The sequence below is a fragment of the Corynebacterium tuscaniense genome (assembly GCF_008693065.1).
GTDB lineage: Bacteria > Actinomycetota > Actinomycetes > Mycobacteriales > Mycobacteriaceae > Corynebacterium > Corynebacterium tuscaniense.
In genome coordinates, this window is the sequence record NZ_VXKH01000004.1 from 20,271 (window position 1) to 32,988 (window position 12,718).

The 12,718-nt window shown below is 57.6% G+C and carries 12 protein-coding genes and 1 pseudogene; all 13 read left to right on the top strand.

All coding sequences use genetic code 11. The features are described from left to right. Nucleotides 1-65 precede the first annotated feature (65 nt). Nucleotides 66-1,340 (top strand): tyrosine--tRNA ligase, encoded by a 1,275-nt coding sequence (gene tyrS / locus F4V54_RS02155; RefSeq protein ID WP_150386086.1) that lies wholly within the window; start codon nt 66-68, stop codon nt 1,338-1,340. Further along, nucleotides 1,319-2,182 (top strand): annotated as a pseudogene (locus tag F4V54_RS02160) (tetratricopeptide repeat protein); the annotation flags it as partial. The gene tyrS and the pseudogene F4V54_RS02160, both read left to right, overlap by 22 nt. 9 nt (nt 2,183-2,191) lie before the next feature. After that, nucleotides 2,192-3,214 carry an HAD-IIA family hydrolase gene (locus F4V54_RS02165; protein ID WP_150386087.1) on the top strand — a complete coding sequence of 341 codons (1,023 nt, stop codon included), beginning with the start codon at nt 2,192-2,194 and terminating at the stop codon, nt 3,212-3,214. A 5-nt stretch (nt 3,215-3,219) separates the two neighbouring features. Next, nucleotides 3,220-3,405, top strand: coding sequence for a hypothetical protein (locus F4V54_RS02170; RefSeq protein ID WP_146014928.1), 186 nt, complete (start codon nt 3,220-3,222; stop codon nt 3,403-3,405). A gap of 11 nt (nt 3,406-3,416) precedes the next feature. Next, nucleotides 3,417-4,244: a TlyA family RNA methyltransferase gene (locus tag F4V54_RS02175; RefSeq protein ID WP_150386088.1), complete on the top strand. Its 828-nt coding sequence runs from the start codon at nt 3,417-3,419 to the stop codon at nt 4,242-4,244. After that, nucleotides 4,244-5,200: an NAD kinase gene (locus F4V54_RS02180; RefSeq protein WP_034662893.1), complete on the top strand. Its 957-nt coding sequence runs from the start codon at nt 4,244-4,246 to the stop codon at nt 5,198-5,200. Before F4V54_RS02175 ends, F4V54_RS02180 begins: the two co-directional genes overlap by 1 nt. A 4-nt stretch (nt 5,201-5,204) precedes the next feature. Continuing rightward, the gene (gene recN / locus F4V54_RS02185; protein ID WP_150386089.1) at nt 5,205-6,935 is read left to right on the top strand and encodes a DNA repair protein RecN; all 1,731 of its coding nucleotides are present in this window, start codon (nt 5,205-5,207) and stop codon (nt 6,933-6,935) included. A gap of 66 nt (nt 6,936-7,001) precedes the next feature. Next, on the top strand, nt 7,002-8,225 hold the full coding sequence (steA, locus tag F4V54_RS02190) for a putative cytokinetic ring protein SteA (RefSeq protein ID WP_034662889.1): 1,224 nt from the start codon (nt 7,002-7,004) through the stop codon (nt 8,223-8,225). A gap of 15 nt (nt 8,226-8,240) precedes the next feature. Continuing rightward, a complete protein-coding gene (locus F4V54_RS02195) occupies nt 8,241-9,239 on the top strand; it encodes a copper transporter (RefSeq protein WP_150386090.1) in 999 nt (332 codons plus the stop codon). 52 nt (nt 9,240-9,291) lie between these two features. Next, nucleotides 9,292-9,966: an NUDIX domain-containing protein gene (locus F4V54_RS02200; protein WP_150386091.1), complete on the top strand. Its 675-nt coding sequence runs from the start codon at nt 9,292-9,294 to the stop codon at nt 9,964-9,966. Beyond that, nucleotides 9,966-10,871 (top strand): site-specific tyrosine recombinase XerD, encoded by a 906-nt coding sequence (gene xerD / locus F4V54_RS02205; protein WP_150386092.1) that lies wholly within the window; start codon nt 9,966-9,968, stop codon nt 10,869-10,871. Before F4V54_RS02200 ends, xerD begins: the two co-directional genes overlap by 1 nt. Nucleotides 10,872-10,976: 105 nt before the next feature. Beyond that, a complete protein-coding gene (locus F4V54_RS02210) occupies nt 10,977-11,852 on the top strand; it encodes a ParA family protein (RefSeq protein WP_034662946.1) in 876 nt (291 codons plus the stop codon). Between the two features lie 21 nt (nt 11,853-11,873). Continuing rightward, on the top strand, nt 11,874-12,713 hold the full coding sequence (locus tag F4V54_RS02215; RefSeq protein WP_150386093.1) for a segregation and condensation protein A: 840 nt from the start codon (nt 11,874-11,876) through the stop codon (nt 12,711-12,713). Nucleotides 12,714-12,718 lie beyond the last annotated feature (5 nt).

A 12,718-nucleotide genomic window follows, 5' to 3' on the forward strand; every position in this document is an offset into this window, starting at 1 on the left:
CTGGCTATTTAACCTTGCTAAAGTAATTCCATTTAAAACTCAACGAGGCTTGAAAGAACTGTTCTATGGCTGACAGTGCAAACATTATTGATGAACTAGAGTGGCGCGGACTGATCAATCAGTCCACTGACTTGGATGCCCTGCGGGAAGTCACGGCAGCGCCGATCACCCTGTACGCAGGATTTGACCCGACGGGACCGTCCTTGCACGCCGGCCACCTCGTCCCGTTGCTCATGCTGCGTCGTTTCCAGGAGGCTGGTCATCGTCCGATCGTGCTCGCTGGTGGTGCTACAGGCATGATAGGGGATCCACGTGATGTGGGGGAGCGCTCCATGAACTCGGCCGACACTGTCGGTGATTGGGCGAAGCGTATCGCTGGTCAGCTCGAGCGCTTCGTCTCCTTTGAAGGTGAGAACGCCGCGATTATGGCGAACAACGCTGACTGGATCAATGAAATGTCCGTGATCACCTTCTTGCGTGATGTGGGTAAACACTTCTCCCTGTCCACCATGTTGTCTCGTGACACGGTGAAGCGTCGTCTGGAAAATGACGGCATCTCCTACACCGAGTTCTCCTACATGCTGCTGCAGGCAAACGACTACGTGCAGCTGCGTCGCCGCTACGACTGTGTGTTGCAAGTTGGTGGCTCTGATCAGTGGGGCAATCTTGTTGCTGGTGTGGACCTGAACCGGCGCATTGACAGTGCGTCCGTGCACGCTCTGACTGTGCCGCTAGTGACGGACTCTGAGGGCAAGAAGTTTGGCAAGTCCACCGGTGGGGGCTCTCTGTGGCTCGACCCGGAGATGACCAGCCCATACCGCTGGTACCAGTACTTCATTAATACTGCCGATGCTGACGTGATTCGCTACTTGCGTTGGTTCACCTTCTTGACCAAGGAGGAGCTGGATGAACTCGAAGTTGAGGTCAAGGAGCGCCCATTTAAACGCGTCGCGCAGAAGAGGCTTGCGCAGGAAATGACGGATCTGGTCCACGGGCCGGAGGCTACAAAGAACGTTGAACTGGCATCCCAAGCTCTCTTCGGCCGTGCCGAGCTGACGGACCTCGATGAGGCAACCCTGGCTGGTGCAGTGTCTGAGACCGATGTGTTTGAGATTGGTGCGGGCGAACCACGCGGAATCGTCGATATGCTCGTGGGAACTGGTTTGGCCGAGTCCAAGGGCGCTGCACGCCGCATCATCAAGGAAGGTGGCGCATACGCCAACAATCAGCGTATTGATTCAGAGGACTGGGAGCCGACAGCCGCGGACTTGCTCCACGGTTCCTGGATTGTGCTGCGCCGCGGTAAGAAGAATTTCTCCGGCGTGAAGGTGAATGGGTAGGTGACGCAATGAGCGAGGACAACAACCAGACACACGGGCGCGTGGGCCGTGAAGGCCGCCCACGTCGTACGCACGCGAACCGTGGTGGCGCCGGACGCGACGGCAGCAACGGCAAAGTGCGCCATGATCGCTCCAACCCTTATCGCCAGGGTTTCCGTGAGGACCGTATGGCACAGAAAGAAAATGAGCCGGCATTGCCGGACGATATTGATGCGTCCGACCTTGACCCTTCGGTGCTGCAGGACCTGCGCGTATTGGCTAAGGACAACGCAGACAAGGTGGCCAAGCACATGATCATGGCGGCATCCTGGATGGCCGATGATCCGCAGTTGGCTCTGAGGCACGCGCGTGCAGCGAAAAACCGCGCCGGACGTGTTGGTGTGGTCCGCGAAGCAGCAGGTATTGCTGCGTACCACGCTGGTGAATGGAAAGAGGCTTTGTCGGAGCTGCGAGCCGCACGCCGCATGAGCGGTGGCCCAGGCCTCTTGGCTGTTATGGCGGATGCGGAACGTGGACTCGGTCGGCCGGAGAAAGCAATTGAGATCGGGCGTAGCCCGGAAGCGAAACAGCTGGATCCCGATTCCCGGATTGAACTGGCCATTGTGGTTGCTGGTGCACGCCACGACCTGGGTCAGCACGAATCTGCGTTGGCAACGTTGCAGCAGATGAACCCGTCGTTAAGTGCCCAAGGTTTCGCGCAGACCCGTCTTGCCTACGCTTACGCGGATGCGTTGCAGCAAATTGGTCGTACGGACGAGGCGCGCCACTGGTTTGAACACGTCGCCGCGGTGGACGAGGACTCGTGGACTGACGCCAGCCAGCGTCTCAAGGAACTGAGCTAGGGGGCTGCGATGAGCGTGATTGCGCCATATGATGCGCTGTTGCTCGATCTTGATGGCACCGTATGGGCTGGTGGTAGCGCTATCCCGCACGCGGTTGAGAACATCAATGCGTGTGCGGCGTCGCAGTGCGCCGTGGCCTACGTGACGAATAATGCGTCCAAAGGCCCGGATGAGGTAGCTGGCAAGCTCCAAGCCATTGGTCTTGAGGCCACCCCGGCTGATGTATTGACCTCAGCGCAAGCTGCCGTGGTGCTTGCACAGCGTCACGCGCAGCCCGGCGCGAATGTTCTCGTGGTTGGGGCAGATTCTTTCAAGGAGTTGGTGCGCGACGCAGGGTTTGTCGTTGTGGACTCCGCTGACGACAATCCGGCGGTGGTTTTGCATGGGCACAATCCGGACACCGGGTGGCGGCAGCTCTCCGAAGCGGCCTTGGCTATCCGCAAGGGCGCGGTGTACCTGGCCAGTAACTTGGACTCGACTTTGCCTGCGGAGCGTGGATTCATGGTGGGCAATGGTTCCATGGTCGCCGCGGTGACTAATGCCACCGGTGTTGTGCCTGAAGCTGCCGGCAAACCAGGGCGCGCCATGTTCGATCTGGCGCAGGAAAAGCTTGGCGGGCACAAGCCATTAGTGGTGGGGGACCGCTTGGATACGGACATCGCCGGTGGTGTGGCAGCGGGGATGGATACCTTGCACGTGCTTACCGGCGTGTCCGGTCCGCGGGCGCTCATTTCTGCACCGATGGAACAACGCCCAACATTTATCGCTGAGGATCTGCGTGTGTTGAACAGCTGTGCAGGAGACTTTAGCTCTTTGGCTCCGGCTGCTCAGGGTGGTTTCACCGCAGAGGTTGAGCAGCAGACTGCCGATGGCGTTGTTATCGTTCTCGATGGTGGCAATGCGGACGCTACATGGCTCCAAGCGCTACGCACTGTTCTGAGTGTGGCTTGGTCTCTTGAGGGCGCGCCCACAATCATCGATGTGAGGTCAGCTTCCCCTGTGGCAGGTACGGCGATAAAGGCGTGGTGGTAATCCTCATGCAACCTCATAACACCCCGGTTCCGAAACCGCGCGATCCCCGTAAGCCTGAGATAACACCGGATGAGTTGTCCACGCGTTTTGAGGCGGTGCTCTCCCGTCCGATGGATGATCTGGCTGCCGAGTTGGTTGAGTATGAGGCGGCGTATGAGGTGCTTGCAGAAGCACTCCAGGACCGGGCTTGAAGGGGACAGGCATGACGCCAGGGCGGAGACGTTTGGACGCGGAACTCGTGCGCAGAAAGATCGCACGTTCACGCGATCAGGCTGTGGAGTGGATTAAAGCTGGCCGAGTTGAGGTTGGCGGTTTTGTGGCTCAGAAGCCGGCCACCGTTGTGGAACCGGATGTGTCCATCAAGGTTGCGGAGGCTGACGGAGATGATTGGGCTTCACGCGGAGCCCACAAGTTACTTGGGGCACTAGATGCCTTCGAACCCCTTGGCCTCAGTGTTGCTGGTAAACGAGCCCTTGACGCTGGTGCCTCCACCGGCGGGTTTACCGATGTGCTCCTGGACCATGGTGCAAAAGAAGTCATTGCTGTGGATGTGGGGTATGGCCAGTTAGTGTGGCGTCTGCAAAACGATGAACGCGTGACAGTGTTAGACCGCACCAATATCAGGCACCTCACCCCAGACATGATGGGCGGGCCCGCGCAGGTGATGGTGGGTGACCTCTCATTCATATCCCTGGAGTTGGTCCTTCCGGCTATCACGAACTGCCTAGAAGACGGTGCTGACCTGCTTCCTATGGTGAAGCCACAGTTTGAGGTGGGAAAGGAGCGCCTGGGCAGCGGGGGAGTTGTGCGCTCCCCGGAACTGAGAGCAGAGGTGACCTTGGGGGTCGCGCAATTCGCTCATACTTTAGGCCTAAGTTGTCGCGCTGCAGTGGCTTCTCCGCTTCCTGGGCCGAGTGGGAACGTAGAATACTTCCTATGGCTGGTTAAGGATGATGTCCACAGCGCCCCGAGCGATGGCGAGTTGGCCGCTATGATTCAGCGGGCAGTAGAGGAAGGACCGAAAAACTAATGGCTACAAGCAGTGACCGTGCTGTTCTTTTGGTGCCCCATACTCGCCGTGAAGGCAACATTGCTTCTGCTGCCCGAGCAACTGAGCTGCTGCTTGAGGCCGGCTTCACTGTCCGTTTGTTGGGTGATGAGGAATTGCCTTACGCCGGTAACTACCCGGCTTTGGATGAGCTATGCCGAGTTGAACCGGATGATCATGCTGCGGAAGGGTGTGAGCTTGTCCTCGTCCTTGGCGGTGATGGAACGTTCCTGCGAGCTGCTGGTTTTGCCCGCGCCCAGGATGTGCCTGTCTTGGGCATCAACTTGGGCCACATTGGCTTCTTGGCAGAGTGGGAAGAAGATAGCCTGGAAACCGCTATCCGTCGCGTCATCGACCGCGAGTACTCGCTAAATAGCCGCATGACCATTGATGTCACTGTTCATGACCATAACAATGATTTAGTGGGCACTGGTTGGGCTCTGAACGAGGCTAGCTTGGAGAACTTGGATCGTCGTGGTGTCCTGGATGCGATCCTTGAAGTTGATCTTCGCCCGGTGAGCTCCTTTGGTTGCGATGGTGTGCTGATTTCCACCCCGACGGGTTCAACGGCCTACGCGTTCTCCGCCGGAGGCCCTATTTTGTGGCCAGAGTTGGATGCAATTCTGGTCGTGCCGAATAACGCGCACGCGCTGTTTACTAAGCCCCTCGTGGTGTCGCCTAGTTCCAAGGTCGCGGTTGAGTCCCTGATCACTACCACGCCAGCCGATGTCGTGCTGGATGGTTTCCGCCACCTGGAAATGCCACCTGGTTCGCGCCTTGAAGTTGTTCGTGGCGAGCGCCCGGTGCGTCTCGTGCGCCTGGACGATAGACCATTCACGGACCGTTTGGTGAGCAAGTTGCACCTGCCGGTCAATGGCTGGCGCGGTCCTGTGGTCAAGGATGATTTCTCTTACGCCGATAACGTGACGCAACGGTAGGTCTATGCTCACCGAAATCACTATCGATAACCTTGGCGTTATCCCGCATTCATCCGTCGAATTCTCACCGGGTCTCAATGTCCTCACCGGTGAGACCGGTGCGGGTAAAACAATGGTTGTTACCGGTTTACGTTTGCTCACCGGGGGCCGTGCAGATGCGTCGAAGGTGCGCACTGGGGCTGCGCAAGCCACTGTTGAAGGTGCCTTCAGCACGAACATGCTTATCGACGATGCTCTGGCCGCCATCACCGCCATCACCGACGAGGCCGGGGCGCAACCGGATGAGAACGGTGAATACCTTATAGCCCGCTCGGTGAAAGCTTCTGGCCGTTCCCGTGCGCACCTTGGTGGCCGAACAGTCCCGGCGGCAACTCTGGCAGAGTTCACCTCGCACTTATTGACTATTCACGGTCAGAATGATCAGCTCCGCCTGCTTGCGCCAGCAGAACAACTCGCTGCATTGGATGCGTTTGACCCGGCGATTGCTCCGTTGAAGGAGCGCTACCGTAAGGCTTACACGCAGTGGCGCGCGACGTCGAAGGATCTGCGAGAAAGAACAGAGAAGCGCCGTGAGTTGGCCCAAGAAGTTGATCGGCTCCAATTCGCCGTCGAAGAAATTGATGGCATTGATCCCCAAGAGGGGGAAGACACCGATCTGGTAGCAACGATCAACCGCTTGCAGGACGTGGATGCGTTGCGCGCATCTGCGCTTGGTGCACTCGTGGACATCGATGGGGCGGAGGCTGCTGGCGACTACGGGGCTGGTGCTGAAAGCACCGATCCTGCTTCCACGCTTATTGGCCAAGCTGCATCATCTTTGCAGCAAGCAAGCGATGGTCATCTGCGTGAGCTAGGGAGCCAGTTGGCGGATGTCGCGGCGGTGCTTACGGATGTCTCCGGTGAACTCGGTACGTTCTTGTCTGATCTGCCGAGTGATCCGGATGAGTTGGAACGGTTACTCCAACGCCAGCAGGAGCTTAAAACCCTCACACGTAAATATGCCCCCGATATCGCAGGTGTGCTCGCTTGGCGTGCGAAGGCAGCAAAACGCTTAACCTCGATTGATACCTCTGCGGAGGCGATCGAGGAGTTGAAGAAGCGCGTTGCAGCCAGCGAAAAAGAAACGACTACTGCAGCGAAAGCCCTCACTAAAGCGCGTACCTCCGCAGCGAAAGCGTTGGAAAAGGCGGTGACCGAGGAGCTGCGTGGGCTGGCGATGCCGAAAGCGCGGATAACCGTGGCCGTCGATAAGCAAGAATTCGACCGTAACGGTGCGGACAGCGTTGAGTTGCGATTAGCGCCGAATGATGCGCTTGAGCCACAACCCTTGGCATCCAGTGCTTCAGGTGGTGAGCTTTCTCGCGTCATGCTTGCCTTGGAGGTCATTCTGTCCAGCAAACAGGGTGGTGCAACGTTGGTTTTTGATGAGGTGGATGCCGGTGTCGGTGGCCGTGCTGCTGTCGAGATTGGGCGACGCCTAGCCCGCTTAGCGCAAAACAACCAGGTCATTGTGGTCACACACCTGCCACAGGTTGCCGCATATGCCACAACCCACCTGCATGTGTCCAAGAACGTGGGGGATGAATCCGTGACTTCGGGCGTAGACGTCCTTGAAGGTGATGCCCGGATCGATGAGCTCGCTCGGATGCTCGCCGGCATGGATGATTCTGAGACGGGTCGTGCACACGCTACCGAGCTTATGAAGCGAGCCCAGACTGAGATCGCTTCATTCTAAAAAGAGGGCAGTTCTTACAGCGCGCCTCCACCAATAAAGCTGGTTGATGCAGCAAGATCGCGTGTTATGAGCTCTACTTCCAACGCCTCCGCGACGAAAGAACCTACCCCTCAGAAGGTTGGCTTTCCCAATGTCTCAATCCATGCACACCTGCGCGATTGCACACCGCAGGGAAAGGGCCTGCGCAAGTTCAACGCGGGCGATATTGCCGTGGTGGATGCGCCGGACTTGACTCGTCGTGAGGCGCAGGCGCTGCTTCGGAAGCGCCCGGCAGCTGTTGTGAACATTGGAAAGTTCTCTACCGGCAACATTCCTAACTATGGGCCACAACTCTTGCTGGACGCCAACATCCCGCTGTATGAGGAGGCTGGCGCTGCTACGCGCGAGTACTTCCGTGATGGCAAAAAAGCAACGCTTGCCCCTAACGGTGATGTCATCGTGGGTAAGAAGGTGATCGCGCAGGCGACGTATCTGAGTCGCGACAACGCTAACAAAGTTTTTGATACCGCTCAGCGCACCCTCGTTGACAATATGGAAGCTTACTTTGGCAACAGCATCGAGTTCATTCATTCCGAATCGCCGCTGCTTGTCGACGGCGTCGGAGTCCCCGAGCTCGGCGATGTCATGGATGGCCAGAAAGTCCTCATTGTTGCTCCCACCCCCGATGCGCGTGAGCGAGTGAGGAATCTACGAAACTTCATCCGCGAGTACCGTCCCGTAATCATCGGTGTTGGTAGTGCTGCTGACACGTTGCTGGATTTGGGTTACGCCTGCGAGTTCATCGTCGGCGATCCGGCCGATATCTCCACGGATGCGCTGCGTGGCGACGCACGTGTGATCCTGCCGGCAGACCCGGACGGGCACGCCGCTGGGCTTGAGCGCATCCAGGATCTTGGCGTTGGCGCGGTGACATTCCCCGCAGCCGCTGATTCGGCTATGGACTTGGCTATTTTGCTGGCTGTCTTCCACGACGCTGAAACAATTGTCACCGTCGGTGACCTCGTCGATCTGGACCGTATCTTCGCCAACGACTTAGCAGCCTCCCCAGCCGCAATGCTCACTCGCCTCAAAGCGGGGAATCGCATTGTGGAATCCACGGTGGTTGAGAACCTGTACAAGACCAGCTCTGGTTCTGGTGCGGCATGGGCCTGGGCAATTCTTGGCCTGTTCGTGGCAATCGCAACAGTGGTCCTCATTGTCGGTTTCATGGGTAACGGCACGTTCGTTGACAACCTCGCCGACACGTGGGACAACTTCGCCCTGACCGTCCGGAACCTTTTTAACCGCTAGAAGGGGTGCAACAACATGTCGAAAAAGAAGACAGGCAGTGCTGGATTGGTTGCCAGTGGCCTCGCATGGGGGCTTGCGGGTGGACTCGCACTGGGCACCCTCGTGGTTGCTCCCTCCCTAGCACCGATTTCTGATTACGCGTTTAACAACATCGACTCCACCAGCGGGGGCGGCGCCGAGAAAAACGAGCAGGAGGGCGAGGCCCCAGGTAACCCGGAGGCGAACTCCGCTAACGCTCTTCTGGCCGGCCACTCCACGCGCATCGTGGAAAGCACGTTGGAGCAGCGCCCCTACATCATCGTACGTGCCCCGAACGCAGATGAGGAGGATGTGAAGGCCATCGAAGCTCTCGCTCAGCAGGCGGGCGCCACGGCTGCGGGAGAAATCTTCCTGACGGACAAGTTCCTCTCTCAAGACGGAGCCGATGAGCTGCGCTCCATCATCGCGAATACTCTTCCAGCCGGTGCTCAGCTGTCAGTGGATAATCAGGCACCAGGCATCCATGCCGGTGAGTCCCTGGGGAGCGCGTTGATGTTCGATGTAGAGAAAAATGAGCCGATTGCAACGGTTGAAGACCGTGCTTTGGTTTTACACGCGCTGCGTGATGCTGGATTCATCGAATACGCTGACGGCACCATAACCCCGGCGCAGGGCATCATCGTGGTAACCGGCGGGAGTGTTGAGGAAGGCGAGGGCACCCAGGACGATGCGGAAGCCTTTGCCGCCACAGTCCTGGCTGATTTTGTCCAGGGGTTGGACTCCCGCGGGGGTGCTGTTGTGCTCTCTGGTCGCCGCGGGGCAGCAGCGCCGCATGGTTCCATTGAGCTCATTCGTTCCAATGCTGAGGCGAGTGCTGCAGTATCTACCGTGGATTCGGTCGACACCGAGACCGGGCGCATCTCCACCATCCTCGCACTAGCGGAGCAGCTCAACGATAAGTCCGGTGCCTACGGGGCAGCCTCGAATGCGCAGGCACCAGCGCCGGAACGTCCGCGCACTGAGCCAGCTGAATAAAACAAAGGATCCGGCCCGAACTGTGCCTCCGCGCTGGGCTTAGATTGGTGTTATGACTTCCCACTCACAATCACAGCGACACGAATTCAGTGTGACTAGCTCTGAGCTGCTGGTGGACGCACCTATTGTGGCGCTCCGCCGTGACTCCGTGACCATGCCGGGTGGTGGCAGCGCTCACCGCGAGATCGTAGAACATTTTGGGGCTGTTGCTGTTGTCGCTGTGGATAATCAAAATCGCATTGCACTCGTGGAGCAATACCGTCATAGCGTAGGTCGGCGTTTGTGGGAACTTCCCGCAGGTTTGTTGGACGTTGCGGGTGATAGCGAATTGACCACAGCGAAACGTGAACTGGTGGAAGAAGCCGGACTCAAGGCGCAGGACTGGTCACTCCTGCTTGACCTGGCCACCTCCCCGGGTTTCGCCGAGGAAGCTGTACGTGTATTCATGGCTACTCGTTTGAGTGAGGTTGAACGCCCACCAGCTGAAGATGAAGAAGCAGATATGGGCTTCACGTGGATGCACATTGAGGACGCACGAGAAGCCGTCATGTCCGGCCGGATTGTGAACTCGATTGCCGTTGCTGGGATTCTCTCTGCGGCAGATGTACTTTCAGGACAGTCCAAAACCCGGCCCATCGACACACCGTTTGAGGTGCGACCCACGCATTTGGCCAAACGGCGTCAGCGCCAAGGCGTACAACCGGACATGAAAAAGATCGGACAGTAGTGAAAGCACAGGCTGTTGGTCAACTGTGGCTTGATCACCTCGCTGTGGAGAGAGGTGTTTCGGAGAACACGCTGAGCAATTACCGTCGTGATGTTAAGCGCTATGTTTGTTGGCTCGAGCACGCCGGTAAAACGGACCTCGTATCGGTGACTACAGCGGATCTCGAGGCCTATGTCGCGGATCTGCGCCGCGGCGATGAGCACCGGAAACCACTCGCGGCATCCTCCACGAACCGGGCGCTCGTTGTTGCCAGAGGCCTGCACAAATTCGCCACCGTTGAAGGCATCGTTATTGCGGACGTTGCGGCACGCGTGTCTCCGCCGAAACAAGGTGACAAGCTGCCAGACACTTTGAGTATTGATGAGGTGAGCAAACTTCTCGACGATTGCCCGACCGATACCCCCATCCAATTGCGGGACAAAGCGTTGTTGGAGATTCTTTATGCCACGGGAGCGCGTGTTTCGGAGGTGCTGGGGTTGGTTGTGGATGATGTCTCCCAGATGCCTGGGTACATCAAGGTCACTGGAAAAGGGGATAAGCAACGCATCATCCCGGTGGGGCGCACAGCGAATCACGTTTTAGATGCCTACTTGGTGCGCGGACGTCCTGCGCTATCGCAGGGCAAAACTCATGCGTTGTTTTTGAATAAGCGTGGGGGAGCGCTGTCACGTCAGAGCACGTGGACAATTATCAAGGATGCGGCTTCACGCGCGGGGATTGCAAAGGAAGTCTCACCACACACGCTGCGCCATTCCTTTGCAACACACCTTCTTGAGGGTGGGGCAGACGTCCGTACGGTCCAGGAGCTACTCGGTCACGCCAGTGTGACAACAACGCAGATCTATACTCATGTCACTCCAGAGAACTTGCGTGAAGTCTGGCGCACCGCGCACCCGCGTTCCTAAACCACTCCGAAAACACGGCGATCAGACGCATTACGCGGTAAATAACACCTGTGTAAGATGACGGACAGTAATGTTTTGGTCGACCTGATGATGAAGGGCGGGACCGTGGCAGACGAAGGACTCTTCGATGCGGAGCAGGCGGCAGTCGGACTGACTGGACGCCCACTGCGCGATCTCCCTCAGCCGGAGCCACTGGAGAAGCATGGCCCGGCCACGATCATTTCTATGGTCAACCAAAAAGGTGGAGTGGGTAAGACCACCTCATCCATCAATCTCGGTGCCTGCCTTGCGGAGCAGGGCCGAAAGGTTCTACTAGTTGACCTGGACCCGCAAGGCGCTTTGTCCGCTGGTCTTGGAGTCACTCAAGATGAGGATCAAGTCACGGTATATGACTTGATGTTGGACAATACCTCCACAATCCACTCCGCTATTAAGCACACGAATGTGCCTGGCCTCGATCTCGTGCCGGCCAATATCGATCTGTCAGCGGCTGAAATCCAGTTGGTTAATGAGGTTGGCCGTGAACAAACCCTCGGCCGTGCACTGCGCCCGGTGCGCGGGGAGTATGACTTCATCATCATTGACTGCCAGCCGTCGTTAGGTTTGCTAACCGTGAATGCGCTTGCGTGTTCCCAAGGCGTCATCATCCCGATGGAGTGCGAGTACTTCTCCCTGCGTGGGTTGGCTCTACTGGCGGATACCGTGGAGAAAGTCCGTGACCGTATCAATTTTGACTTGGACATCGTAGGCATCCTGGTCACCATGTTTGACCGCCGTACCACGCATGCTCGTGAAGTCATGGAACGTGTAGTAGAGGTCTTCGGCGACCGTGTCTTTGACACAGTGATTACCCGTACCGTTCGCTTTCCGGAAACCTCAGTTGCCGGTGAACCAATTATTACGTGGGCGCCTAACTCCCCGGGTGCGGAACAATACCGGCGTCTGGCGCTAGAGGTCATCGAGCGCGCGTCCCAGCACTAGTAAGGGAGCCGTTGATCGGGCATGACAACAACGCACACAAATCAACCGGTGGATGGTCATGAGGGCTATCAGCCAGAGATTACTGGTTTCACCATTGTCCTTAACAACTTTGAGGGCCCTTATGACTTGCTGCTAAATCTCATTGGTGCCAGGAAACTCGATATCACCGAAATTGCTCTGGCTGAAGTCACCGATGAGTTCATTGAATATGTACGTTTGTTGGGGGAGACGGCACAGTTAGATGAAGTCACTGAGTTTCTGGTCACGGCAGCAACGCTGTTAGCGCTGAAAACACAGCGGCTCTTGCCACGCAGCGGTGAGGACGAAGAGGAAGATCTGGAGCTTCTGTCATCCCGTGACCTCCTGTTCGCCCGCTTGTTGCAGTACCGGGCCTACCAACAGGTGGCCGACCGTTTTGAGAAATGGCAGGCGAATGCGCGGCGGCGCTACCCCCGTGCGGTGGGAATAGAGGAACAGTTCCTCGACCTCATTCCACCAGTGGATTTGGGGCATTCAGCGGGCAGTTTTGCCGAGTTAGCGGCATCTGTTTTTCGTCCTAAGCCACCAGAAACGGTGCGTACTGACCACGTGCATGCCCAAGCAGTATCTGTGCCGGAGCAGGCCGGCAAAATCTTGGACACGTTGAAACTCGCCGGCCCGGATCATTGGCTGACCTTCACCGCACTGACACGTGACTGCACCAAAACAATGGAAATTGTTGGTAGGTTTTTGGCGGTCTTGGAGCTATATAAAGCTCATGCGATTGATGCGCAACAGGAGGAAGCCCTTGGACAACTGGACATCGCGTGGACCGGTAAAAATGTTGATCCCGCGGTGGTAGCCGCACAGAACTGGGAGTAGGGACG